The 26,309-nt window shown below is 60.7% G+C and carries 21 protein-coding genes; 16 read left to right on the forward strand and 5 right to left on the reverse strand.

Features of this window, described 5'->3' with window-relative positions; genetic code table 11:
• Positions 1 to 242 precede the first annotated feature (242 nt).
• The 15 genes from ABSB13_RS07795 to ABSB13_RS07865 all read left to right on the forward strand — a co-directional run bounded on the left by ABSB13_RS07795 (position 243) and on the right by ABSB13_RS07865 (position 19,455).
• Positions 243 to 3,245 carry an NHL repeat-containing protein gene (locus ABSB13_RS07795; protein ID WP_428107155.1) on the forward strand — a complete coding sequence of 1,001 codons (3,003 nt, stop codon included), beginning with the start codon at positions 243 to 245 and terminating at the stop codon, positions 3,243 to 3,245.
• 288 nt (positions 3,246 to 3,533) lie between these two features.
• Positions 3,534 to 4,658 carry a glycosyltransferase family 4 protein gene (locus tag ABSB13_RS07800; protein ID WP_428107158.1) on the forward strand — a complete coding sequence of 375 codons (1,125 nt, stop codon included), beginning with the start codon at positions 3,534 to 3,536 and terminating at the stop codon, positions 4,656 to 4,658.
• 28 nt (positions 4,659 to 4,686) lie between these two features.
• On the forward strand, positions 4,687 to 5,814 hold the full coding sequence (locus ABSB13_RS07805) for a glycosyltransferase (protein ID WP_428107160.1): 1,128 nt from the start codon (positions 4,687 to 4,689) through the stop codon (positions 5,812 to 5,814).
• A 15-nt stretch (positions 5,815 to 5,829) separates the two neighbouring features.
• Complete coding sequence (locus tag ABSB13_RS07810; RefSeq protein WP_428107162.1) at positions 5,830 to 6,888, forward strand: GNAT family N-acetyltransferase; 1,059 nt, start codon at positions 5,830 to 5,832, stop codon at positions 6,886 to 6,888.
• Positions 6,885 to 7,709, forward strand: coding sequence for a class I SAM-dependent methyltransferase (locus ABSB13_RS07815; RefSeq protein ID WP_428107165.1), 825 nt, complete (start codon positions 6,885 to 6,887; stop codon positions 7,707 to 7,709). Before ABSB13_RS07810 ends, ABSB13_RS07815 begins: the two co-directional genes overlap by 4 nt.
• A complete protein-coding gene (locus ABSB13_RS07820) occupies positions 7,706 to 8,836 on the forward strand; it encodes an alkaline phosphatase family protein (RefSeq protein WP_428107167.1) in 1,131 nt (376 codons plus the stop codon). Before ABSB13_RS07815 ends, ABSB13_RS07820 begins: the two co-directional genes overlap by 4 nt.
• A 16-nt stretch (positions 8,837 to 8,852) precedes the next feature.
• A complete protein-coding gene (locus ABSB13_RS07825) occupies positions 8,853 to 9,707 on the forward strand; it encodes a Crp/Fnr family transcriptional regulator (protein WP_428107169.1) in 855 nt (284 codons plus the stop codon).
• A gap of 4 nt (positions 9,708 to 9,711) precedes the next feature.
• Entirely contained in the window at positions 9,712 to 10,365 is a 654-nt protein-coding gene (locus tag ABSB13_RS07830) for a polysaccharide biosynthesis/export family protein (RefSeq protein WP_428107172.1), read from the forward strand.
• Positions 10,366 to 10,367: 2 nt separating this feature from the next.
• Positions 10,368 to 11,600 carry a hypothetical protein gene (locus ABSB13_RS07835; protein ID WP_428107173.1) on the forward strand — a complete coding sequence of 411 codons (1,233 nt, stop codon included), beginning with the start codon at positions 10,368 to 10,370 and terminating at the stop codon, positions 11,598 to 11,600.
• Positions 11,597 to 13,900: an exopolysaccharide transport family protein gene (locus tag ABSB13_RS07840; protein ID WP_428107175.1), complete on the forward strand. Its 2,304-nt coding sequence runs from the start codon at positions 11,597 to 11,599 to the stop codon at positions 13,898 to 13,900. Before ABSB13_RS07835 ends, ABSB13_RS07840 begins: the two co-directional genes overlap by 4 nt.
• 105 nt (positions 13,901 to 14,005) lie before the next feature.
• Positions 14,006 to 14,704, forward strand: coding sequence for a class I SAM-dependent methyltransferase (locus ABSB13_RS07845; RefSeq protein ID WP_428107177.1), 699 nt, complete (start codon positions 14,006 to 14,008; stop codon positions 14,702 to 14,704).
• A gap of 4 nt (positions 14,705 to 14,708) precedes the next feature.
• Positions 14,709 to 15,962 carry a hypothetical protein gene (locus tag ABSB13_RS07850; protein ID WP_428107179.1) on the forward strand — a complete coding sequence of 418 codons (1,254 nt, stop codon included), beginning with the start codon at positions 14,709 to 14,711 and terminating at the stop codon, positions 15,960 to 15,962.
• Positions 15,959 to 16,882 (forward strand): glycosyltransferase family 2 protein, encoded by a 924-nt coding sequence (locus tag ABSB13_RS07855; RefSeq protein WP_428107181.1) that lies wholly within the window; start codon positions 15,959 to 15,961, stop codon positions 16,880 to 16,882. The genes ABSB13_RS07850 and ABSB13_RS07855 overlap by 4 nt, the downstream gene beginning before the upstream one ends.
• A 96-nt stretch (positions 16,883 to 16,978) precedes the next feature.
• The gene (locus ABSB13_RS07860) at positions 16,979 to 18,250 is read left to right on the forward strand and encodes an O-antigen ligase family protein (RefSeq protein ID WP_428107183.1); all 1,272 of its coding nucleotides are present in this window, start codon (positions 16,979 to 16,981) and stop codon (positions 18,248 to 18,250) included.
• Positions 18,247 to 19,455 (forward strand): glycosyltransferase, encoded by a 1,209-nt coding sequence (locus ABSB13_RS07865; RefSeq protein WP_428107185.1) that lies wholly within the window; start codon positions 18,247 to 18,249, stop codon positions 19,453 to 19,455. Before ABSB13_RS07860 ends, ABSB13_RS07865 begins: the two co-directional genes overlap by 4 nt.
• On the opposite strand, the gene ABSB13_RS07870 is transcribed toward ABSB13_RS07865, so the two are convergent.
• From ABSB13_RS07870 to ABSB13_RS07885, 4 genes are all read right to left on the reverse strand, one after another.
• A complete protein-coding gene (locus ABSB13_RS07870) occupies positions 19,442 to 20,524 on the reverse strand; it encodes a glycosyltransferase family 2 protein (RefSeq protein WP_428107187.1) in 1,083 nt (360 codons plus the stop codon). The two genes, ABSB13_RS07865 and ABSB13_RS07870, sit on opposite strands and share 14 nt — an antisense overlap.
• Before the next feature lie 10 nt (positions 20,525 to 20,534).
• Positions 20,535 to 21,440: a sulfotransferase family protein gene (locus tag ABSB13_RS07875; protein WP_428107189.1), complete on the reverse strand. Its 906-nt coding sequence runs from the start codon at positions 21,438 to 21,440 to the stop codon at positions 20,535 to 20,537.
• Between the two features lie 81 nt (positions 21,441 to 21,521).
• Complete coding sequence (locus ABSB13_RS07880) at positions 21,522 to 23,549, reverse strand: hypothetical protein (protein WP_428107192.1); 2,028 nt, start codon at positions 23,547 to 23,549, stop codon at positions 21,522 to 21,524.
• A gap of 55 nt (positions 23,550 to 23,604) precedes the next feature.
• Positions 23,605 to 24,330, reverse strand: a complete 726-nt coding sequence (locus tag ABSB13_RS07885) for an FkbM family methyltransferase (protein WP_428107194.1) — start codon at positions 24,328 to 24,330, stop codon at positions 23,605 to 23,607.
• Positions 24,331 to 24,623: 293 nt separating this feature from the next.
• On the opposite strand from ABSB13_RS07885, the gene ABSB13_RS07890 reads away from it, so the two are divergent.
• Positions 24,624 to 25,436, forward strand: a complete 813-nt coding sequence (locus tag ABSB13_RS07890; RefSeq protein WP_428107196.1) for a class I SAM-dependent methyltransferase — start codon at positions 24,624 to 24,626, stop codon at positions 25,434 to 25,436.
• A gap of 7 nt (positions 25,437 to 25,443) precedes the next feature.
• Here the strand turns inward: ABSB13_RS07890 and ABSB13_RS07895 are convergent, their stop codons facing one another.
• Entirely contained in the window at positions 25,444 to 25,986 is a 543-nt protein-coding gene (locus ABSB13_RS07895; RefSeq protein WP_428107198.1) for a GNAT family N-acetyltransferase, read from the reverse strand.
• Between the last annotated feature and the right edge of the window lie 323 nt (positions 25,987 to 26,309).

The following is a 26,309-nucleotide window of genomic DNA, read 5'->3' on the forward strand; positions in this document are numbered from 1 at the left end:
GATGCGGCCAACCAGGCGGTAACAGAGGCGCGAGCGGCCAAGGATGCCGCCGATCAGGCAGCGCAAAGGGCGGACGACGCGCAGGACAATTGAGAAAGCGGCAGATGGCTGCTGGCTCATTTCTTGCAAACTTGAAAGCGCGAGACCGAAACGCGCAGATATTAGTATTCTTGCTACTTGCTCGGGCCGCCTGAGGGCAGCCTGAGGTCGCTGGGCGAACCGCTCCAGCTGGGGGACAAGGGTTGAATTCGCAAATCGGGGGCGCAAAAAAGCGCTATCGGCGCAGCTTTGGGATTGCGGGCGCAATGGTTGCCGTCGCGTTGTATGCGGCGATCGTGCTTGCCACCGGCACTACCTCCGACGCGGTGCTGGGCCAGTTGGATTTCGCACACAACGTGCCCAACCTGGTGGACGGCAAAGGACTCAACCTCCCTCATGCGGTGGCGATCGATTCGAGCGCCACGCCAAATCGGGTTTACGTCACCGATGAGAGCAACAACCGGGTGCTGGCCTGGAGAGACGCGGACTCATTCACCAACGGCGCCGCGGCTGACCTGGTGATCGGGCAGCCCGATTTCCTGTCCTCCAAGTGCAACGGGACCAGCGCCGCGGTCAGCGCCTACAGCCTGTGCAATCCAGCGGGAGTCGCGGTGGACGGGGCGGGCAACCTCTACGTGGCCGACGATTACAACAACCGGGTGCTGGAGTACACGGATCCATTCGCGGCCTGCGGCACCTTCCCGTGCGTGGGCGGTGCGGCCAACCTGGTCTTCGGCCAGGGCGCAAGCTTCACCTCGGATTTGTGCAACTTCGACACCGTCGATAGCAGCTCCACGGCGATCGACTTGTGCAATCCAGCCGCAGTCGCGGTGGACGCGTTGGGCAACCTCTACGTTGCCGATGGAGGCAACAACCGGGTGCTGGAGTACAACACCCCGCTGACCACCGATGTCATGGCAGACACGGTCTTTGGCCAGGGCGGTGACTTCACCTCGAATAACTGCGATTTCGACACCGACGCTAGCACCTCCACGGCGATCGACTTGTGCGATCCAAGCGGAGCCGCGGTGGACGCGTCGGGCAACCTCTACGTTGCCGACAGTCTCAACAACCGGGTGCTGGAGTACAACACGCCGCTGACCACCGATGTCACTGCGGATACGGTCTTTGGCCAGGGCGGGGACTTCACGGCGAATAACTGCGATTCCGACAGTATCGATGGCAGCTCCACCGCCATCGACTTGTGCAGTCCAACCGCGGTCGCGGTGGACGCGTCGCAAAATCTGTATGTGGCGGATCAGGGCAACGGGCGGGTGCTCGAGTACAACACCCCGCTGACCACCGATGTCACGGCGGATACCGTCTTTGGCCAGGGCGGCGACTTCACCTCGGATGCTGAGTGCAATTACGACAGCGGTTCTTCCGGCAGCGAGAGCACTGCCAACGACTTGTGCGATCCGGCCGGAGTTGCGGTGGACGCATTGGGCAACCTCTACGTCGCCGATCAAGGCAACAACCGCGTGCCCGAGTACGACACCCCGCTGTCCAGCGGCACCGCCGCCGAACGGGTGTTAGGCCAGGATGATCTCGCACACAACGTGGCCAACCTGGTGGACGCTGCGGGCCTGAACTTCCCTGAAGCGGTGGCGATCGACGCCAGCGCCATTCCAAATCGACTTTACGTGGCCGATGAAGTAAACAACCGGGTGCTTGGCTGGAGAGATGCGGGCGCGTTCACCAACGGCGCTGCGGCCGACCTGGTGATCGGACAGCCCGATTTCCTCTCCTCTATGTGCAACGGGATCACCGCTACGGTCAGCGCCAACAGCCTGTGCTATCCAGCCGGAGTCGCGGTGGACGCGTTGGGCAACCTCTACGTCGCCGATGAAAACAACAGCCGGGTGCTCGAGTACGCCAATCCATTTTCGGCCTGCAACAACAGCTTCCCGTGCGTGGGCGGCCCGGCCAATGTGGTCTTGGGCCAGGGCACGAGCTTCACCGCGAATAGCTGCGATTACGACACCGGCGACGGCAATGTATTCTCCGGCGCCAGCGCAATCGACCTGTGCTACCCAAAGGGAGTCGCGGTGGACGGTGGGGGCAACCTTTACGTGGCGGATGCGAGCAACAGCCGGGTGCTCGAGTACAACGCCCCGCTGAGCAGCGGCGCCGCCGCCGCGCGAGTCTTCGGCCAGGGAGGCAGCTTGACCTCCAACGCGTGCAATTTCGACGGCGGCACCGGTCTCCCCGCGCTCAGACCGTCCTCCGCAATTGACCTCTGCGTTCCATCCGGAGTCGGATTGGACGGCGCGGGCAACCTCTACGTGGCCGATCAAGACAACAACCGCGTGCTGGAGTACGACACTCCGCTGACCACCGATGTCACTGCCGATACGGTCTTTGGCCAGGGCGGGAGCTTCACGTCGCATGCGTGCAACTACGACGGCACCGGCTTTCCCAAGCCCTCCAGTGCCAAGGACTTGTGCGCTCCAACCGGAGTCGCGGTGGACGCGTCGCGCAACGTTTACGTCGCCGACGCAAGCAACAACCGGGTGCTGGAGTACAACACCCCGCTGACCACCGATACGACCGCCGACCGGGTCTATGGCGCCTGCGGCAGTTTCAGCTCGTCGGCATGCACGGGGCTCAGCGCTAACAGCCTGAGCGATCCGAAAGGAGTCGCAGTCGACGCGTCCGGCAACCTCTACGTGGCGGATTTCAATAACAGCCGGGTGCTCGAGTACGATCAGCCGCTGGTGACTCCCACCCCAACGGCGACCGCTACCGCGACTCCAACGGCGACTGCGACCGCCACGGCGACTGCGACTGCCACGGCGACTGCGACTGCCACAGCGACTGCGACCGCCACAGCAACCGCCACGCCGACCCCGGTGCCTGCGTCATTACAGGTGTCGCCCAAGGCGCTGCATTTCCCGACCATAGTGGTGGACAGCACCAGCAACCCGGACAAAGTGAAGCTCTCCAATCCGCGCAACAAAAAGCAGGACTTGCCGATGCTCATCGAGGGCGCGGTGCCGACCGCGCCATTCGCCATCGATACTGCGCTCAGCACCTGTCGGGTCGGCATGCAGCTAGCGCCCAAGAGCGACTGCTACTTCTTCCTGACCTACACTGCCAGCGCGCTGGGCACGCAGAACGGGACCTTTACGATAACCGACGACTCGGAGGCCGCCGCTCACACGGTCGTCAAACTGAGCGGCAAGGGAAAGGCGCCGAAGAAATGAACGATTCGCCTCAAACTCTTTGGATCTTGTCCTGCTTTCGCCCCCGTGCATGTTCAGGAATACCCCTTGACGCGTCAATATTAGCCGATTTGGTCGCCCCTGGGCTTGATTGTTACGTCTCGATGAACTATTTATCGCACCTAACGCTATCTGAGTAGCGTAAACACCACTGTACATGACTTGGATTCGAGCGTCAGGATTTTCCATGCTCGACGACTGAAGATGGCGAACCGAAGCCTTAACGATACAAAACGCTCCAATGCGCGGCGTCGCGCGGTGCTGCACTTGTTGACAGGCAGTGTATTCGGCGGTGCGGAGGAGCACGCACTGTCAATCCTGACCACGATGAGCGCGTACGGATTCGAGCCGTGTCTGGCGGCGCCGGGCGAGCTGATCGCGGCGATGGAGCCTGGCCTTTCGGCGGCCGGCGTCAAATGCCTGCCGCTTGAGTTTTCGTCGCGGCTTGACGTGATGGCGGCGGCGCGCCTGCTGCGATTCATCCGCCGCGAAAATATCGCGCTGGTGCATTGCCATCTGTTCACTGCGAGTTTACTCGGCGCCGGCCTCGCGCGGATGGCCGGCGTGGGCGCGGTGCTCGAGACCTGTCACGGTCCCGAGGTGTGGCGGATGGGAAAAGGCCTGCGCGGCCGCTTCTGGGTGGATCGGCAGGTGGGAAGGCTGGTGGACAAGTATATCGCGGTGTCGCACGCCGCGGCCCGCCATTTGATCGCAACCAAGCGCGTGCCGAAAAGCAAAGTCCGGGTGATTCACAACGGCCGCGACCTGGGCCGTTTCGCTCCAGCGGATACGCGGCGTCGCGCCGCGACGCGCGCCGCGCTGGGGCTCGGCGATGAGCCAACGATTCTCACGCTGGCGCGCCTCGACGATCAAAAGGGCCATCGGCACCTGATCGACGCGCTGGCGATGCTCGCTGCGCGCCGGCCAAAGCTGGTGACGCTGCTGGCGGGCGAGGGTCCGCTGGAGGCTGCCTTGCGCGCGCAATGCGCGGCGCTGGGGCTGGCGGACCGCGTGCGATTTCTCGGCTACCGGCGCGACGTGCCGGAGCTGTTCGAGGCGGCCGACCTGGTGGTGCTGCCGTCGCTGTACGAGGGGCTGCCGCTGGTGGCGATCGAGGCGCTTGCGGCCCGACGCCCGATGGTTGCGACGGAAGTTGACGGCACACCCGAGGTGGTGATCCACGAAAGAACCGGGCTGCTCGCGGCGCCCGCGAATCCGCCCGCGCTGGCGGCGGCGATCGAGCGCCTGCTTGACGATCCCGCGCTGGCATCGCGGCTGGCATCCGCGGGATGCAAATTCGTGCAGGAAAACTTTGCCTTGCAGCGGCAGATCGAACAGACCGCCGCGCTCTACTCGGAGCTGATCGCAATGGGGAAACAAGGAGAGGCTGCTTAGGGGACGCGCGTCGGGGGACGCAAAAATTTTGACGGGCTTGTTTTACATTTCAGGATTCCTGCTGCTCTACGCGTACGTGCTGTATCCGATAGTGCTGATCGCACTGTCGCGGTCGCAGCCGCGTCGGGCCGGCTCCGATGACGAAAGGGTAGGAAGTACCGCGGCGCCGTCGCTGTCGGTAATCGTCGCGGCGTACAACGAGGAGCGTTGCATCGCGCACAAGATCGAGAATTTTCTCTCCTGCCAGTACGCCGGCGAGGCCGAGATGATCGTGGTGTCGGACGGATCGAGCGACCGCACCGCGGAAATAGCCGAATCGATGGCGGGCGAGCGGGTGCGGGTAATTCGCCAGCCGCAGCGCCGCGGCAAGGGAGTCGCGGTGAATGAGGGCGCCAATGCCGCGCGCGGCGAGGTGCTGGTGTTCACCGATGCGAACGCGATGTTTGCCGCCGACGCGCTGGAGAAGGTGGCGCGTCCGATGCGCGACAAATCGATCGGATTGGTGACGGGAGTGTCGCGTTACCCGGGCCAGACGATCGGGTCGACGCATCAGCGCTACGAGCAGATGCTCAAGGGGCTGGAGTCGCGGCTGGGCGTGGTGGCAGGAGCGGACGGCGCGCTCTACGCTTTGCGCCGCGATCTGTTCAAGCCGCTGGACCCGGCGCTGATCAACGACTTCGTGCACCCCATTGTCGCCTCGCTGGCGGGTGCGCAATCGGTTATGGCGGGCGACGCTTTTGCGCTGGAGGAATTTTCGGAGGCGGGCGAATTCGCGCGGCAGGTTCGGATGGTCTCGCAGGCCGCGCTGGTATATTTCCGGCTGCTGCCGGAGCTCATCAAAAAGCGGCGCTGGCGCTCGATCCTGGTATTGACCTCGCATAAAATGCTGCGCTGGCTGACGGCTCCGCTGCTGGTAATCGCGGTAATCGCGACCGTGCCGCTGGCCGGGCGTGGGGGAACTTTCCGGGTCGTGCTGGGCATGGAGATATTGTTCGGGCTGATCGCGGCGATCGGTATGGTCGCGAGCCGGCGCGGCACCGAAGGCAAGGCGACCATCGCGTATCAGTTCGTCGCGCTGAACTGTGCGCAGGCCGTCGGGCTGTGGCGATGTTTTTCCGGGGAAGTTCCGGTGGTCTGGAAGCCGAGGAACCTTTAAGGCGGGGTATCAGGGTTGAGTGTTGTAGTTTGCAGCGAGAATCGGCGGGCGGACTGGGACGAACTGATCGCGAATTGCGCTGACGCGACCTCGGGCCATCTTTGGCAATGGCGCGAGGTGGTCGGTTCGGCGTACGGATTCGATTCCCATTACCTGCTCGCTCAGGACGGGCGCGGCCGCCCGATCGCCGCGGCGCCATTTATTTTTGTGCGCAGCTTTCTTTACGGCAGCGAGCTCGCGTCGATGCCTTATATCGACTACGGCGGGGTGTGCCACGCCGACGGGCTGGATCCAGCGGCTCGCGACGCGGCGCAGGCCGAACTGATTGCCTACGCCCGCGAGTTGGCGGCAAAGCTGCGCGCCAAGCGGCTGCACATCCGAAGCCTGCACCAGTTGGGGGCGCCGTTTGAAGTCAGCACGGAGAAGGTGGCGCAGCATCTGGCGCTCGCCTCGACGCTCGATGAACAACTACGGCGGCTGCCCTCGGAGCGCCGCAATCGGCTCAAGCGGGTCGAAAAGCTTAAGCTCGGCGTGGACGTGAGTGACGCGACCGATCCGGCGGCGCTGGCCGATCTGTGCGCGGTTTATTCGGAGAACATGCGCGATCTCGGATCGCCCACGCACGGGCGCCGGTTCTTCAGCCAACTCGTGAGCCACCTGCGCGATCGGCTTTCGCTGATTCGCGTTCGCAGCAGCGGGCGCGTGGTCGCGGCCGGGCTGGCAATGAATTTCCGCGGCTCGATGACGCTGCCGTGGACGGGCGCGACGGCTGAGGCGCGTCCGGTGTACGCCACCAACGCTCTGTACTGGGCGGGGATACGGCTTGGGATCGAGTCCGGGTGCCACACCTTCGATTTCGGGCGGTCGACCTTCGGCTCAGGCATCTTCGAATTCAAGCGCCAATGGGGGCCGACTCCGGTGCAGCCATATTGGAGCACGCTGTACCTTTCGCCGCGGGCTGCGTCGCCGCGCCATCGCAAGAGCCTGCAGACCATCAGCCGTCTGTGGCGCTACATGCCGCTGGGAGTAGCCCGCACGGTGGGACCGGGGCTGCGACGGGGGATCTCAAATTGAGTTCATTGGCGGCACCGCGATTTGGTATCGAGAAGGCGGCCGGCGAGCCCTCGCGCATGCGGCGCCAGGCGTATCGCTTGATCGGCGAGATTCACATTCCGGGACGGATTCGACTCAACCACGTGTTCCGCGAGATAAAGGGGCTGGGTCTGCCGGAAAGCGGCGTGCGCATGCTCGATGCGGGCACGGGCCGCGGTGATATCGCGCTGCACTGCGCGCGGCTGCATCCGGATTGGCGAGTGCATGGCATCGATCTGGTCGATGAAAGAGTGGAGCGATGCCGCACGGCGGCGCGAAACCTGGCGCTGGGCAACGTCACCTTCAGCCGCGACAATCTGCTCAATCTATCGGCGGTAGCGCAATACGACCTGATCACCAACACCGACGTGCTCGAACATATCGAGGATGATCGGGGCGCGATGGCAAACCTGGCGCGGGCGTTGGCGCCGGGCGGCTATCTGCTGTTGACGTTTCCGTCGGTGCCGCAGCGCCGTCATCTGCGGCTGGTCACGTGGCGCGAGCGCCGAATCGGATTCAAGCCCGAGGACATCGGTCACGTGCGGCCGGGCTACTCGCCCGAGATGATAAACGCGCTGGCGCGCGAGGTGGGGCTCGATCCGGTCAAGACGGTCTGGACGTACGGTCCGTTCGGCAATCTCGCGCACGACCTGTTTTTCGTACTCGGAGACAGCAAGCCGAATCCGATTGTGTTCGCAGCCTCGCTGCCGTTTCTGCTGGGCTTGAGTTTTCTCGAGAATCACACAACGACGCGGCACGGCTCCGGGCTGCTCGCGATTGTGCGGAAACCGGTGAAGCAATGAAGGCGAGCATCTTCGTATTGATGGACGCCTTGGGCTGGGAATGGATCAAAGACCATCCGTTCCTGAAGGAGGCTGCGCCCTATCGGCGTCCGCTCGATTCCGTGCTTGGTTTCAGCACCGCCGCGATTCCATCGATTCTTACCGGGCGATTTCCCGATGAGCACGGACGGCTCTCGTTATTTCATCGCGCCAACGGACACTCGCCGTTCTCGAAGCTGAAGCTCATCTGCGCGATGCCGCCGGCGATGGTCGAGAACCGTTACGCGCGCTTCGCGGTCAAGACGATTGCGCGCCGCATCAATCATCTGAGCGGCTACTTTCAGCTCTACGGGATACCGCTGAAATATCTGCCGAAGCTCGACGTCTGCGAGAAGCGCAACATCTACGCGCCGGGCGGAATTCCAGAATCGACTTCGATTTTCGATCTGCTGGAGAGCAACGGCACATCCTACAAGACCTACTGTTATCACGATGGGACCGACGATCAGCTGCTCGCGTCGATCGAAGCGGATTTGCGCGGGGGCGGGGCGAAATTCTATTTTCTCTACCTCGCGGAGCTTGATTATTTTCTGCATTTGCACGCCGACGATCGCGCCGCCGCGGCCCAGATGCTGGAAAAATATTCGGCTGCACTCGCGCGGCTGCACAAGATCGCGCTCGAGAGCTACGGTGCGGCCGACATTCACGTCTTCGGCGATCACGGCATGGCGCCGACCGTGGCGACGGTCGATATCCAGGCCGCGCTGGCGGCGCTTCCGATTAGCGCGGCCGATTACTTGTGCCTGCTGGATTCCACGATGGCGCGTTTCTGGTTCTTCTCCGCTCGCGCCCGCGAATTGGTGACCAAAGCATTGAAGGAGGTCGATGGCGGAAGATGGCTCGACACCGACGACCTCACCAGGCTCCATTCAAATTTTCCAGACGGGAAGTATGGCGAACAGATTTTTCTGACCGAACCGGGAACGGTAATCGCGCCGAGTCACATGGGTGCGCGGGCTATGGCAGGGATGCACGGCTTCCTTCCGTCGGCGCCGCACTCGCGGTCGGCGTTCGTGTCGAGCGTCGATTATGGCGACAGCATCAATCAGATCACGGACCTATTCGGCGTGATGAAGGCGCATGTATGAAACGGAGGAACGGGTGATGGCAATCGGCGCTGTATGCGATGAGGGCTACGCCCGGCTGCGGGGAAATTTCAGCCACTGGCGCGTGCCGAGCACGATAATCGACGACCTGGTCGATTATCGAAACACGATCAGTTACCCGCGCGAGGCAATGGTATTTCTGGAAGGATCGCCGGGCGATCTGTTCGGCTGCGTGCTGGCGGGCTACGTAAAGATGTACTGCAACGCGGCTAATGGCGCGCGGGTGCTGGCGCGGTTGTCGGGTCCGGGCGAGATAATTGGTTACGCCGATTGCGAAGACGGCAAGGGACGCCGGTCGAAGGTATTTGAGACGCAGGCGCTGACCAAGTGCTCGATTGCGCTGTTCACGCGAGAGCGGGCGGTACGGCTGCTTCGCTCACTTGAGTCCGATCAGGCTATCGAGCTCTACCAGACGTTAAATTCGTACTGGTCGTCAACGCTGCATTGGTGGACAAGTTTTCTTGGCTTAGGTTTCCAGCAGCGCCTCGAAGTTGTCCTGAGCGATCTCGGTCGACGGGTTGGTGTGCACGACAACCGTGGCACGCTGATAATTCCCGAGCTTTCGCAAGCGGATCTGGCAGAGATGATCGCGAGCTCGCGACCGCTGGTAAGCCGGCTCTTGAACGAAATGGAGGACCGTGGACTGGTTCAGCGGCGTGGGAAGCAGTATATTCTGCTAAAGGGTTGGGACTCCCAGGAACATACATTCGCCCGGATCCAAAGTTCGCTCGGCGATGAGCCGCGCTCCGCGGAGGCGGCTGCGCAGCAACGCTATGGCCGGCTTTCGGTCGTCGGTGAGCGGCCCAAGGGTGCGAGGGGCAAGCTGACGCTGAAAGGGGCGGTTGGGAAGTAATTTGATGAAAATTGGCACTATTGAGTTTACGCACGATTTCAGGCGCGCGGGTGCGGCTGTGACGGGAATAATTTTGCTCGCGGTCACAATTTCAATTTCGACGGCCGCATGCGGCTTGTTCAATTCTACGCCGGTGCAGGAAAAAGATGTTGCGCGTCCGGCTGCGAAGGCGGTCGAACCCTACCGGATCGGCAGCGATGATGAGCTCGAGATCATTGTCTGGACCCAGCCGCAACTCAGTGGCAAGGTAATCGTCGCGTCTGACGGAACGATCGCGATGCCGCTGATAGGGAGAGTGCCCGCGGCCGGCCTTACGCCGGACCAGCTGAAGGCGGACCTTGAGAAGCGCTACGCGCGCTATGTTCATGGGGCGAATGCTACGGTGCGCGTGAGCGATCCTGCCAGCCACGTGTTTTATGTGCTTGGCTCGGTAAATAAACCGGGGGCGTACAAGCTGCACTCGGGTGAAGTTTTGTCGCAAGCGCTCGCCGAGGCCGGGGGGCTTGGGGAGTTTGCCGACCCGAGCAAGATCCGTATCATGCGACATAAGGAAAACGAGACGGTCGTGCTGACGGTCAACTACAACGTGGTGCGATCGGGTGGGGACGTAACAGCAGATGTTCCGGTGGAGCCCGGAGACACGGTGTCGGTGCCATGATCATGAAAACCAAAAATTATCTGGGCGCACCAATTCTCGTCGCGGTAATCATCTTTGCGTTTCCGGCCGCCGGGCATACAGACAACCTGTTCCGGCTTTATCCTGAGTTCGAGGCAAGTGCACTTGTCTCGGACAACGTCCCGCTGCGGACCACGCACGAGGAAGGCGATTTCGCCGGCACAATGGCCGCGGGCTTTTACCTCGACTACACGTCGGCCGCAAGGTACGCGTCGCTGCACTGGGATACTTTCGCCCAGTTTTTCGCGCGCCAATCTCAGTACGATCGTGCCGGCGAAGCCCAGTTTGTCCACTTGACCGACGATGAAAACCTGTCCTCGACGACCAAGCTGCGCCTGAATGAACTCTTCTTCCGCGATTCGCCGGCCGGGATGGCCGTCATCACGAGCGATCAGGCGCCGCAGTTCAACACCGTGGCGGCCGAGTTGTTGCTGGCGAACGACCAGGCATCGGTCAATTCGTTCGGTGCAGAGTTGTCCCACTATTGGGGGCGCAACTGGTCCAGCGAACTCAGCGTTCATCAGACGACCTTTTGGAACAATGGCGACAACAGCAGCGGCAACAATACGAGTTACGATCAAAACATCACCACAGTCACCGAATACCATTTCACCGATAACTTCGCTCTGGGCGGGGGATATCGCTTTTACGACTTCATGTTTAGCCGTCCGGGCCTGCCCGACGAACAGGCGCAGTGGCCATTCGTACGGGCTTCCTGGGAGCCGGTGAAAAACCTTTACCTCGAAGGCATGGTGGGCGTCGTGATTTCCCACACCCAGGGAACCAACGAGCAAGCCGTCAATCCGGGCGGCCTGGGATTGCTCGAATACAATTTCGAGCGCGCACGCCTAAAAATATACGGAGGTCAGGAACCCGAGCTGACCTCCGGCTTTGGCGGTGCCGGCAACATCCAGGAGGTGCGCGGCGCGCTGCTCTACGACTTCACCCGCCGATTGACCGGAAGTGTTGGCGCGGGATTTTACGAAGCGCACGCCTCCAATTATGACGGGCAACTCATTTCGTGGGGCGTCGGTCTGACCGATCGCGTGAACAATTGGATAAGCGTTTACACCAGGTTCGTTCAGCTTCGCCGCAATGAGACGGCTTCCAATCAATTTCTTACCAGCGGCACCCAAAGCGGGCGCGAAGCAGTTGGTGACTATTTCGTGGTGGGATTCAATGTCTCGGTCGAAGCGTTCAGATGGAGTTGGCAATGAGTAATCAGACCTTCATTAACACTGGACCTTACTGGGATGTGGTTCACCGCCATAGGGCGAGCTTCTTTTCAACCATCGCGGCGGGTCTGGTGCTGACGATGCTGGCGCTGGTTCTTATTCCCAAGCACTACACCTCATCAGTGCTGCTGCAAGCCTGGCATTCCGATGTTCAACCCGCATTGATTGGGGCCGAAGCTCCAAATATCGCCTCCAATCCCCATATTGAAACGCGTTTGGAGGCGCTCAGCGAGGAGACGATTGCACGCAGCCATCTTGAGGAATTGATATCGAAGCACGGGCTGTATGCTCGCGACGGCAAGCGGGAGCCCGGCGCGATAGGAAAAATGGCCGGCAGTATAACAATCAACATTCCGGATTCAGTGATGCAGTCAACGACCCCGAATCGTTTCGAGAAATTGCTTCCTCCGGACGCTGTCGAGATTTCGTTTCAGTACCCCGATCCGGCCAAGGCGCAAGCGGTGGCGAACGATTTGGGGGATATAATGATCGATGCGTATGGCAAGGAACTTGAGCGCCACAACGCGGATACCATCAAACTACTCTCGAGCGAAGTGGATGAGACCCGAGGCAAGCTCGCCGAAAGCCAGCGCCAGATCAAAACCGTGAAGGAGAAATATCGCGGGAGCATGCCGCAAGACCTCGATGACAACGTCAAGGCTTTGCAGGCACTTCAATTGCAGCTTGAACGGTCCGCGGAGAGCACCAGCAAGACCGATTCATCGGATGCGGCTGCGTCGAATTCGCCAAAGCCAAACACCCCCGATTCGGCGCTGGCAGCGTTGAAGACCAAGCTGGTTGCGCTCAGAGCCCAGTATAGCGACGAGTATCCGGAGGTGATCGAGACCCAGTCCCAGATCGCCATTCTGGAAAAGGAGGTCGCAAACCTTAGCAAGCAGGCGGCCGCTGTGCCGAAACCTAATTCGGCCACCACCTTGATCCAGCAGCAAATTGCCGATTACCAGCGCGCGATCGCCGAAACCCCGGCACATGAGGAAGCGATTGCGGCGGTGAACCGCGACTATGAAATCCTGTCGAGCCGCTATCACGATCTGAACAATCTCTTGTTTGAAGCTCGCGCCGATCAGGCAGTGCTGGAACGCGGGCAGGGAGAGCGCTTGAAGGTACTGCAGTCCGCCGGGCTGCCCATCACTCCGTCATATCCAAACCGGCTTTTGATTATAGGCGGCGGCATTGCCCTGACGCTGATGGTTGCGCTGGCAATCCCCTTTGCGCTGTTCTACACGGATAGTTCATTCAAGGATTCCGATGACGTCAGGGGCGAGTTCGCCGATGTCAACACAATTGTCATCTCGCGGGTGGCGGAGGTCGAGAACCGTTACGCCAATGGGGCGTCAGCATCGGCGCAGCCCCTGCTCGCGCTGCCGGGAAATGGGGTCGCATACGACTCCCACGCAATCGTAAATGGACAGTCCGCCAACGGCGGTCACACTGCGGCCGATGGCGAAACAGCAAACGGCAACGGCGTTAATGGAAATTTACATCCGCTCATGGGCGCGGCCGCAAGGTTCGCCCAGCGCTATCCGGCGCCGCCGTTGGTGGCGGCTGGAGAGGGGACGATCAGCAGCACGGCTGACGAGTTCCAGTTGCTCGCCTTCAAGCTGAGATCATGGGCGGCGCAACACGACGCCAAGGTATTTGTCGTTGCCAGCGGCATCGGCGGCGAGGGAAAGAGCTTTGTCGCGCTGAATCTGGCGGCCGCGCTGGCAGTATCGGGTAGCGGCACTCTCTTGATCGACGGCGATATCCGCGCGCCATTTCAGCACTATGCCTTTCCGGTGCCGAAAGTGGGCGGACTGCTCGGATATCTGCAGGGGACCACGGAATTCGCCTGGACCCTACTGCCGACACCCGTGCCAGGACTGAGCCTGTTGCCCGCGGGTGGAACAAGCAACCGCGCGCCGGAATACCTCGCTTCCACCAAAATGGACGAGTTGATCGAGACCGTGAAGGCCAGCGGCGCTTACCAATACATAATAATTGATACCCCGCCGGCATTGCTGGTTCCCGATGCCCAGATTCTGGCGAGGGCCGGAGATGGCACAATCCTCGTGACCGCCGCCGACAGCACCTCACGCGCCGCGACCACCAAGACGTTTCTTATGTTCGATCCCGAGACTCTATTCGGGGTGGTGCTGAATCGCTTCAAGCCTTCGTATTCGACTATGCGCAGCGAGCGTTATGGCCGCTACGGACGCTACGGTCGATACGGGCGCTACGGGAAATACTCGAAGTACGCGGATAGTGAGACGATCGGCTGAGCTGCGCGCGGCAAAGCGATTTGTGGTGCGATCGTCAACCTTCCGTTCACCGGCTGGACTACCGACGGCGGACAGAAATCTGCCGGCGCGTGTGGCTTTGAATCGATGAGCGGACTGGAGACAAGCCGTCAATTCTGGGATGAGAAGGCCCGGGAAAACCCCTACTGGTATGTATCGTCAGCGGGTCCGTACGAGGGGCGCAACCTCGCCGAATTCTGGGCGTCGGGCCCGAAGATCTGGAACGATCTGAAGTCGGCGTCCGGCTACCAGCCCAAGCGGATCGACACAGTCGTGGAAATCGGCTGCGGCGTAGGGCGGCTAACTCGCGCGATCGCGCCCGAGGTGGGCAGGGTATTCGCGTTTGATCTGTCGGCGGAGATGCTGGCGATCGCGCAAAGCTCGGTCGAGGCTGCCAATGCGTCGTTTCATCGCGCGGGGAGCCCGGCACTCGCCGAAATCGCGGATGGCTCGGTCGATGCGTTCGTCGCGTACTGCGTCTTTCAGCATCTGCCCAATCCGGGAGTGCTGCGAGACTATCTGAAGACTGCGGCGCGGGTGCTCAAACCGGGCGGATGGCTTATCTTCACGATGACGCCGCGGACGTGGCGAGACTCGATTGCGTTCGCGTTGCGCGCGCGCCGCTGGCTGGTGGAGCGGCGCTCCTCGCAGGGCCCGCACGGGCTGTATCGCAACGAGTGGTACGGAATTCGTCCGACGATCCAGGAGATCGAGGGTCTATCCCCGATCAAAACGAAAAATCTTCTCCTGCACGGAGACAAATGGCTCTTCTTCGGAACGCTTTGAGCGAATGACTGACGGCGCGTTCAACTTGAGCCCGCCAGGATCGTTCCCGCTTAGCGCCGATCCCGCGTTTGAAGACGAGGTGCGCCGCGAGCTGGAACAGCTGATCGTGCGCGTCCGCAACTGCGCCGCCGCGCCGAGCGTGGCCGGCGTTCTCCTGACGGGAAGTTTCGCGCGCGGCGAGGGAACAATAATCGCCCATCCTCGAACCACAAGCCGGTGGCTGAGCGATGTCGAGTGCCTGGTGGTGGTTCGGGGCGGCATCGTCTCAAAGCGGGAAATACAGCGGTCGATGCGGCAGGTCGAGCGGGACACCAACTCCGATTTGGCCAACGCCGAGCGCGGAATCAAGGTTGAATTGCGCGCGATTCTGACGCAGGGGATGACGCGGCTGCGTCCGGCGATCTTTACCCGAGAGCTGTGCGAGCATGCAAAGCTGCTCTGGGGTGATCCTGACGCGATTCCGGTTCCGCGCATGCCGTCGAGTGGAGACGCAATATCCAAATATGATGCGTTTCGATTGCTGAACAACCGGATAATCGAACAAATTGCGGTACGGAGCGAGTATGCGGACCGGGTCAGCGATAGCACTGCGACTGCGTACTCGCTGGCCAAATTCTGGATTGATCTGGGGACGTCGCTGTCGGTGTTTTTGGGATGTTACCGGCCAGGATATCGGAGCAGGCAAAAGCCGTTTGAGGATGCCCTTGGCGCGCACAAAGAGATTTTGGGAGCCGAGATGTGCGGGCGGCTTATCTCCCGCTTCCGCAACGCGATGGCTCAAAAGCTCGGCCAGACCGGATTTCCGCCCGGAGATCCCGCCCAAGAATTCAACGAGGCCGTCGAGATTGCGCGCGCGACCTGGAACTGGGAAAGCGGGCAGTTGCTGGGCACAAACACAGCGGCGGGCGATTGGCGCGGAATCTTCGCGCGATTGAGCAATCTCGAGACGGCCGCGCAGCGCTTTCGTGGCTGGGCTCGAGTGTTGCGGCGGCCCTCAGAATTGCGTCAATTGGGACCGCGCGCGATGCTCGCCGCGGCGCGGGTCGGTTCGCTCGCCACGCTGATTTACGGAACCGGATGCGTAATCGATTTCTTCTGGGACGAGATCGGATCGGATAGGAGTCGAGGAACCGAGATGGCGGCCGAGCTTTGCCGGGCGCTCGGCGTTGACGCGCGGGACGCATCGGAACGCCGCCGGCTGCTCACTCGCGCCACGCTGGGAGCCTGGGAGAGGCATTTGAGGTTCGCTGCCGCATGAGTCGCGCGGTCACCATCTCGATTCTCACTTACAAGCGCCACCAGCACCTCAGGCGCGCGCTGGCATCGGCGCTTCCGTACGCGGACCAGGTGGCCGAGATCATCGTGGTTGACAACGCCGCTGAACCCGCACTGAAGAGCCTTCTGGCGGCCGAATATCCAAATGTGCGCTACATCGCCGCGCCGTCCAACGCCGGGTGCGAGGGCCGAAACATTGGGCTGCGCGCGGCCGGTACTCCAATCGTAATTACCATCGATGACGACGTGGAATTTTGCAGTCCAAATTGCATCGCGGAAGTGGAAGCAGCATTTTCGCGCGATCCGCAGCTCGCATGCCTGAACTTCACAGTTACCGGCGTCGACGGCAAGGTTCTGGAACGCGATTGGTGTCACCCTCGGCCAATCTCACACGCCGCCAGGGAGTTTGAAACTCACTTCATTCTGGAGGGAGCATCCGCGCTCAGCCGGGAGAAGGTTTTGTCGGTGGGTGGCTACCCGGCCGAATTTTTCCTCGGCCACGAGGGCGTGGATCTTGGCTATCGACTAATCGGCGCCGGGTACCGCGTCGTGCACACACCCCTCGTATCGACAACGCATTACGCGGCGTCCGAGCATCGTCCCGATTGGCGAGTTTATTATTATTACACTCGGAATGGAATTTGGGTCGCCTATCGATCCTTTCCACCGGTGATGGCCGTTTCCCGGGTGCTCGCCTATCTCGCCACGATGGGATTTTTTTCGTTGCGCGCGAATCAGATCCCGGCGTACCTGCGGGGATGCGCAGACGGGATGCGCGGGTTGTCGCGAATGGACCGTCACAATCTCGATGCTGACTCACTAAAGCATGTGCGCGAGATCCGGTCCGAACGGGTGCGATTATTTGGAAGAATCCAGCGACGCTTCCGCGAGAGAATTCTATAACATTTGCCGAGTCTGCCCCGGGTGCATCTCAATTTTTGGAACCTTTCAGCGGCACGCCAATGATCGCCACTTGATGCGGGGGGCAGGCTCAGCGCCGTGACATTTTATTTCCTCTTTCTGTTTCTGGTTCCGTTTCAGCACCATCCGGTGATGGGAGCCCAGCTTTTCCACGTCGGATTCTTTCCCATTACGCCGATTAAATTGGTGGGAATTCCGCTGGTCGCCGCCGCGGTGCTGCTCCCGCGGCCGCCCGATGCGGCGCCGCGGCCGAGCGCGCGAATTCTTTTTCTGTTTGCCGCGTTCGTGCTGTTTCAGATTCTCGGGACCACCTTGTCTTCCTTGAGCTTTCCGGCCGACGACGCATCTACCCTGTTTTCCTTCGCGATCCTGATGATCGCGACAAATCTTCTCATCAGCACTCAAAACAGAATGCAAATGACTATTCGCGTGATCGTGCTGGTCGAAACATTCGCGAGCACGTGGCTGTACAAGCAGTACTACATTTATCATTGGCCGCGGCCGCTTGGTCCGTCGGCGGATCCCAATTATGAGGCGCTCTCGCTGGTCATGACGGTGCCGCTCGCAATCTGGATGATCCGCTACGAACAACGCGATTTGTGGAAATGGGTCGGGCGGATTTGCAGCCCGATCCTCGCATTCGCGGTTTTCGTTTCGCAGTCGCGAGGGGGGTTGCTTGCGCTAGTCGTGATGGCCGCGCTGGCGTGGCTGAATTCCCAGCATAAAATGCGATTGGCGGTGGGCTCCGTGGTCGCGGTCGCCTTCATGCTCGCGATTGGTCCCGGCCAAATGATCAAGCGGCTCCAGCAAATGCAATTTCAGGGACAGGGGCAGACTGGCGCTGAAATCTCGACGCGAGCCCGTGTCGAGTTGGCGCGAGCCGGGCTGCGCATGATGGAGCATCATCCGGTCTTCGGCGTAGGGCTGGGCCAATTCCAGTCTTACGAATTTCGCTACAACCCGTTGCTGATGAGCCTTGAGGGACATCCGCACATCGCACACGACACCTACGTGCAGTTGGGCGCCGAGGGAGGGATTCCCACGCTGGCGCTCTATTTGGCTATTCTGATGTTGACCCTGGCTACTTGTCGGAGCGCCCAGAAGGTGCAGGGCGTGCCCGACGATATGGCGGGGCTCGCATTGGCATTTCAGATCGGATTGATTGGCATTATGGTGGCGGAGGTTTTTCTCACCGCGCAATACATAAAGGAAGTCTGGGTATTTATCTCGCTCACGCCGAATTTGTACGCGATTTCCGTTCATGCCGCCGCAATGAGCAGGAAGACCGCATCCGCTCCGACCGGGCCTGCGACGCCAGTAGCCCCGAGGCCGCGCCTGCGCACCGGATGAGGATCCTGCTCATTTCAGAGATGATCCCGTGTCTGCCGAGTCACGACGGTTTTCGCCTGATACCCGCAAACCTGATTCGTAATCTCTTCGATCGTCACGAGATTCACCTGATTGCGCTCTCGCGTGACGGAGAAGGCGAGGAGCAATCGGAGTGGCCGCGCGCCTACTGCCGATCCGTCTCGATATTTCGTTGCGCTCATGGAACTCGAGCCAAAGCGCGCGCGATAACCGGCGCCATTGATCCAGCGCTGGCGCGCTTCATCAGCGATGCAGTGGCGAAAGTGCGGCCGGACGTGCTCCATCTCGAAGGCGGAGGATTGGCTGCGCTGCTTCGCGCAACCACGCGAGAGCGGCCAGGAGTTCTCTGCGTGCATGACTCGAAGGCGCTGCGCTATCGGGAATTTGCCGGCTATGCCGCCGGGGCGCGGGAGCGGTTCCGTCTAAAGCTGCTCTCGGTTCTGGCTCGGCGTCAGGAGCGGCGATGGTTTGGCTACGCGGACCGCGTCGTGGTCACGTCGCCCTCCGACGCACAGGCGCTGTCGGCCGCGGTTAACGCGGATCGAATCGCCGTGATACCCAACGGCGTTGACCTTGAGTATTTCGCGTACCGGCCGGCGCCGGAGGCCGGCCGAATCGTCTTCAGCGGCAATATGAGTTGGCCGCCAAATGAAGATGCGGCCGAGCATTTTGCTCGCGATCTCATGCCGGCGATCCGAAATCGGATTCCAGGCGCTTCTTTCTGGATCGTAGGCGCGCAACCATCGTTGCGAGTTCGAAATCTGTCGAGCCTTCCCGGAATTCATGTCACAGGTACGGTCGCCGATATACGGCCCTGGATCTGGAGCGCGGCCGTTTACGCCAGTCCGCTGAGATTTGGACTCGGCGTGAAAAACAAGATTCTTGAGGCGATGGCTTCCGGCGCGCCCATAGTTGCAACATCGCGGAGCCTATCCGGCACGCCATTGATCGACGGGCGGCATGCGATGATCGCGGATGACGACGCGAAATTCGGCGATTCGGTCGCCCGGCTATTGGCCGAATCCGCGATGCGCGAATCGCTCTCGCGCGAAGCGCGGCGCAAAGTCGAGGCGGAGAACTCATGGTACTCGGTCGCGGCGGCGTATGAGGGGGTATATCGCGAGGCTTTGGCGGATCGCGGCCGTCAGCAACAGCACGAGCCGCGAGGTTCGGTCAAAGGTCGCTAAGCGCTTGCTTTGCGGTGGTCGCCGGAGTCTTTCCGCGTCGACGGCCCGGGATCAATCCGAGCTTGATTATCTTCACTGCGGCGGCTTGAGGCAGGAGCGCGGCGAGTGGAAACCAGACCGTGTGTAACAGCTTGCTGCGAAAGTTGTACCCGGGATTACGCCACGAGGATCTCAGTCCCGTAAGCATCAGTCGCACCCGCCGATCGTCCATCATCGGGTGATGGGTTGGGTCGACACGCAACGAGGCCAGTCGATACTTCAGATGCGCCGGCTCACGCGCGGCCCAGTTGCGTGGGATTGCGAACCGGGACCGGCTGGCGAACTCCGATAGCGCCGACTCGCGCTGCAGATCGATGACTATCTTGACGCGCAGCTTGCGCGAATCCAGTTCCTCGCCCAACATGCCGTGATTGGATTCGTGAATCCGGTAGCAGCCGAGAGTTTTTCTGAGCGAAACGACGTCGCCCAAAAACGGCGCAATTATTTCAAGCGAAGTGTCGGCTGCCTGATGCCACTGTGACTCGGGCAACGGCAGGAGGCGGTCAAGAACGGTTCGCGCGAACGCGTTCCCGCTGGTAGGGACTCCGACGTAGCCGCCGGCATCGAGTATCGATGCGCGGATGTCGCCATCGGGCATTTGCGCCGGGGAATATGGAACGGTTCCTCCGAGCGCCCGCCCATCCGCATCGACATGCGCCAGCACGAATTGCGCTTTCGCAACTCCGGGATGCCACGCCCGCATCACCTCCTCGACGGCATTGGGCAGCAGCACGTCATCCGCGTCGAGAAACATCACGATGCTGCCGTGACTCGCGCGAAATCCGGCGTTGAATGCGGATGCGTGGCCGCCATTGGGTTTGAAGATTGCAGATACTCTGTTGCCATAGCTGGAGATCACATCGCGGGAATTGTCGGTCGAACCGTCATCGACGACTACGACTTCGACGGGCGCATAGCTCTGCGCAAGCGCGCTATCGATCGCCGCGCGCAGAAAACGAGCGTAATTGAAATTGTCGATGATGATGCTGACAAGCGGCGTTGTCCCTTCCGCTTGCGCCCGCGTTTCCATCCGAGAGTTACTATCCAGCGACCGATCGAACGTCCGCGCTGCCATAGTCAAACTTGCGTTGCGCGACGGGTTTCCAGCGGGAAAGGTCTCTCCCGGTGAGCCGTTCAAGCTCCTCTATTTCAGGGAGCATCATCGCGCGGATCTCGTCAGCCGATTCCTGGCTGAGCGGCGGGAACTCCTCGACGAAAGGCCGCCGCATGATCTTCCACAGCGCGGTACGCTGGACGAGTTCGATCAGGGGACGCGCGCCATGGCGAGAAACCCAATCGACAGTCTCGACCGTGCGCCGGGCAACCGCGCTGGAGCGGGCCGCGGCGGGAGCCGAATATACCTTTGCGCTGCCGACCCGGGAGCGATCCAGGGCAATGCGGCGCGCTCCGATGAAATCGCAGACCGTGTCCAGGTAGCCTTGCGGATTGGAATTCAGATCTTCGTAGAACAGCGCCAGCACGCGCGATTTTCCAAAGGTTGCTTGCCATCGCTTGAGGTGAGTCGCGTAGCTGCACAGATCCGCGCCGCAGTTGATCTGGAAGCGCCAATATCCGTCGAACGTATCATTCACGGGGCGCCGCTCCGATCGGAGCAGCCGATACAGCGAATACAATCTTGCGGCCGGCTCGCGAAAGGTGACAATTATTTTGCAGTCGGGAATGTCGCGTTTGATTCTTTCCCGCGCGATCGCATTCGAGAAATAGGTGGGGCCCATCTCTCCGGCCGGAACATCGGCCGGGTAGTCGCCAAACAGATTGCAGTACCACTCGGCGCCGCGATCGTAGCGAACATCGAAAAATCGCGTTTCCTTTTCGCTCGGCAGGCCGATGTGACCCATCAACACCTCGTGCAACCAGGTTGTACCGGTTCGAGGCGGCCCGACATGAACGAAACTGGGCAGTCGCAAGACGTTTCGGTTACTCATTTCCCCTGTTAGCAACTATCCGCGGTAATCGAAGATCATAGCGCACCGCGGATTAGAAACCCAAATGTCTGCGAGAATCCATCAATCTATCTTATAAACGTGAGCCTGAAATGGAGCGTAAGTATCCTTGAAGCCAGACCCGCCTTGATCGGGCGCGATTGAACGATTCTCGCCTTCCACGGATACCGCGCGAGCGGGGCGCCGCAGCGTGAAGCTTGCCGTGACGCTGTCACCGCCGTGATTGTACGAAATAAGGTAGCGGCTGCCGTCCTTGAGGTCCTTCTCCTTGGTAATTACGGTGCCGGAAGCCGAATTTGCGGAGAGCACGGGGCTGTCCGGCGCGATCAGTACCGGCTCAAGCGCGCTGATTCCCTTGGTCACGTTGACCAACTCGTCGTAGCGCTGCTGGCGAAGCACCGGATCCCGCTTGCCCCAGTCGAGTCCGCGCAGTCCGTATGACCAATAGAAGACTCCGCGCGCTCCTTCGGTGATCGCCATCCAGCTCATGTCATGGAGCTCCTGCTCGGTGGGGAAGTGCGATAGCCGGTTCTGCCAGAAAAACTGGATCACCGTCCAGACCGGCCGCGCGCCATGAACCGCGCCTATCAGCTTGCGGGTCAAATCGCCGACATAGCTTTCGGGAAAGCGCGTGCCGAGAACGTACGGGTCGACGCCCAGCACGTCGACGGTGTCGCGCCAGAACTGGTACTCGTTAGGATAGTTTTCCACCGCGAAGGTGATGCTGGCCGGGTCATTCTGTTTGATCAGGCCATATTGATGGAATGTCCGCGGTTGCCGCTCGCTTGCGCACTCGTCACACGTGTAGTAGCCGACGACGCGCGAATCGCCGGCCAATCCTTTGGCGTATTGAGTAATCACCTGGTCCGGGGGAACGTTGCCCGCTTGCGCCCACTTCGGATACGCGCGCATCTCCGGGAAAAACGCGCTCACCGTCGCCAGGTAGAAGATGCCGAACGGCTCCATCGCCTCGGTGTAAGGATAGATCACATCCGCGCGGCCGTTGGCGATAAAATAATTTATCATCAGATTGATCGGCGCCTTGGCTATCGCCGTCAATCGCGGAATGTAGGGGGCGGGGCTCAGCGCATAGCCGGTCGTATCGTACAGGCCGATCACAAATCGCGGGCGCCCGCCCATGTGAATGATATTGTCCGCGTCGATCCACGCCTTCATCTTGGCGCGCGTCTCGCTGCTGACCTTTACGATCGTGTACGACGATGGCGTGAAGATGCGCTTGTCGCCGGGCCCTTCCAGGTATCCCTGTAGCCGGTATTGCCCAGGCGGAAGACTGCCCATGTCGATGGTCGCGACGGTAGAGCCATTGGCCGGTGGTGACAGACGATTAGTCGAAAGCACCTTTCCGGCCGAATCCGTCACTTCGAGCTTGACGTGAAGCTGCGCCATGGTGGTGTCCGCAGGCGGCTTGACATCGATCGAGACCCGCGCGACCTGGCTCTGGTCGCTGAACATCATTCCCCGATAGTTGGGGTACAGCAGATAGGTTTCCAGCGGCGGGGGGAGTTCGGATTGCAGCAAAAGTTTTCTGAACCATGACGTTCCAGCAACCGGTCCCACCGTTTCCGCGCGGAAGGAACCGACGCTGCCATCGGCGACCTCGGCGTGCGCTTTCATCACTGGAGACCAGGCAGCCGTACCGACAACCGGCTTGGTCATCGCCCATTTGTTGGCAGGGATTTCGATAAGACGGATTCGGGTTCCACCGAGCCGCTTGGGCACGGTAATGCTAGTTTGAGTTTTTATTTCAGCCGAAATCGTGTACAGGCCGGGCGGACATTTCAAAGCATTCTGGGCGAATGGGTACGGCTGGGCGCACGGTTGCTGTAGCCGCAGGCTGGCGGTATCGCCGCTCCCTTCGAGGCTGAAGCAAGAAGGGTTGAGCGTCCACCCTTGAAGTCCGGAGCGCAGATCTCCGTTGACTAGAAGATTCGGCCCCAAAGTGTACCCCGTTTCCGGCGCATCGAGGCCTCCGGTAACGATGCCCTCACAATGCCCGGAGCCGGCCGGCGTGAGCATCGAGAAGCACACGACTGCCAGTGCAATAGCTACTCGACTAGTCAGTCTCAGCATAAGCTGATAGTGCCAATGTATAGGATAAAATACAATTTCAGAATGCAATCATGGATCAGGATGCGGTGGTAGTTGCGATGAGGAAGAATCGCGCCTCGACGAGCGGCGAGCGTTCCGAGAACGGAATAAAGGCATCGAACTCCGGACTACTCATCCAGAGATGATACCCAAGCCCGTCGAGCGAATCGGTTATGGATTTCACCGATCCGCCAAATTTTTCGAGTCCGCACCCGACATGCATTTCGAAGAAGCAATCCGGGCGATAACGCGAGAGCGTATCGGCCGCTCCCCGCAGCACTTTCGACTCGAAGCCCTCGACGTCAACAAAGAGAACATCGGGAGGCCCATATCGCCGCGTAAGCTCATCGACGCTGATGCTGGGCACGGCGATTTTGCCCCAGGCGCCGCTGCCGTCATCGGCCTGTCCGTTCGCGCGGCAATTGAATTCAACAGGGTCCGAGGTGTCGGACACTGCCGCATTGATCACCTCGACGTTGCTGGCGTCATTCAGGCGGCAATTTCGGATTGCGGCCTCATAGTTATGCGGGCTGGCCTCGACTGCGATCACCTTTCCGGTCGCGCCAACAAATTTCGCCAGAATCATCGCGATGAGACATTGAAACGCGCCGCAATCGAACACAGTGGCGCCCCGACGCAGACGATGCTGCGCGAGGAACGACATTTCGAGCGGATTTTCGGGCGCATCGCGGTCGTACCAGCTCTTTGCCGTCGGATCCGAGATCCACAAGTCGAACTGATGGCCCGACCTCGACCGGCGCACCTGGTAAGGCCTAAAACGCCGCAGTGCCCAACGATACCTCGCCACCCGGATTCGGTTCGCGACGGCCGGTGGAACCACTAATTTGGCAGCGCTTCTAAGATTCATACCTGTTCCTGACACTGTCGCATTGGCTGGAAACCTCTGCAACCATAGCGCCGCTGCATCGGCGTGATTATTGTCTTGACAAATGGTCGCGAGCGGCTATTTTCCCATGCTTTGGCCAAGCGCCGGCGCCCGCAGGGATCCGAGATTGGGCGAAACGTCGCGCGCCGCAAGGAATTTAAAGGATTTTGATGAGCGAGAATCATTCCGTTGGCGGGACCGCCTCGTCCCGAATATTGCAGACGCTGGATCGATATTTGGGCCGCGGCTCGTACTATTGGCTGAAGGACCGGATTCATCCGCAGCGCGAATACACCCAGCTTACCTATGCGCGACTAATCGACGAGGTGCTGACTCCACAAACGCGGTGGCTCGACGCCGGCGGCGGCCATAAGATTCTGGAAGTCACGTCACCGGAAGACGAACTGGCGATGGTGCAACGGGTCCGGCTGGCCGTGTGCTGCGATCGCGTCCTCGATGCGATCGCGAAGCATCGCAGCATTCGCCTTGCCGTCGGAGCCACACTTGACCGCCTCCCGTTTCGCGGACAATCGCTCGACTTGATCACCCTGAATAACGTTGCCGAGCATCTCGAGCGGCCCCGCGAAGTGCTGTCGGAGTTCGCGCGCATACTCGCTCCGGGCGGCCGCCTGATCATCCACACCCCAAACGTCTCGAGCTATGCGATGCGCATCGCGGAGTTGGGGCGCCGTGTTTTGCCCAAAGCTTTCATCATGAAGCTGATTCGCTTCATGGATTTTCGCGAAGAGGAGGACGTGTTTCCGACCTACTACCGCGCCAACACCTGCGCTGATCTCGCGGCGGCGGCGGGGCAGGCCGGGCTCTCGACCGAGAAAATGCTGTTGGTTCCGGCGCGCCCGTTATTTTATTTCATCGCACCGCTGTGCGCTGCCGAACTGGCCGCAAGCCGACTGATGATCCGCACGGGCGCGGAGCGTTTCGCCGCGAGCGTAATTCTGGCGGTGTTTCGAAAACCGGCCTAGCGGTTGCTTATACAGCCTTCATTTTCGCAACCGAAAACTTGGGGCCGCCTATTCCGCGGCGACGGACGACGCCGACCTCGTGGAACCCGACCTGGTAAACCGCCTTCATGGGGGTGGGATTGTTGCTGGCGACAATGGTGAACAGGCGGGGACGTTCGCGCAGTTGCCACTCAGTCGCGAAATACAGCAACGCCCGGTAGAGTCCGCGGCCGCGGAATTTTTCCATCGTGTATGAGGTCGATAACTCCGCCTCCCCGGGTTCCAACACGATTATCGGGCGCTCGGCCGGATAGTCGTACGCCCAAACCACGCCTCCCAGTTCCCCGTTGAGCTCAAGCGTCGCGCAGTGCGATGCGCCGCTCGCCTGGTCGCGCCGGAATTCGTTGGGCAGATCGGTTCGGTTCTCGCGAGCGCGCTTGAGGCGATCCAAAGCGTCGGCATACATGGCGACGCCGTCGGCTATCGGAAGCGGCTCAAGCAGCTCTCCGCGATTGATTACGAAAATGTGAAAGTCGAGAAGCCGCAACGAATCGAGAGCAATGCGGGGCAAATTCAGGATCCCCTCGTCTCGAATCACTGCGAGGACTGCTGAAAGGCGTGGCATGTAGAAATCACTCCAACGAAGTGGACACCGCGTCAAGCTGGACCTGCCGCAGTCAGAATTGGCTACGGCAAGATGGTTCTCAAGGGAACAACAATCTGTCAAGAGGGCAGACGCCAATGGAAGTGTTCAATCGTTTGGCGGGCAAAATCACGAAAATGAACACGCGCCGGAGGGGGAGATTTTTCAAATTTGTATAGTTTGACAATGAAGCCGTAACACGGCTAAAACTGAGAGGCTTGGGGCGAAGGGAACGAGCAGTTGACGCTTTA

The organism is Binatus sp. (SeqCode), from assembly GCF_050013435.1.
In the GTDB taxonomy this organism is placed as follows: domain Bacteria; phylum Desulfobacterota; class Binatia; order Binatales; family Binataceae; genus Binatus.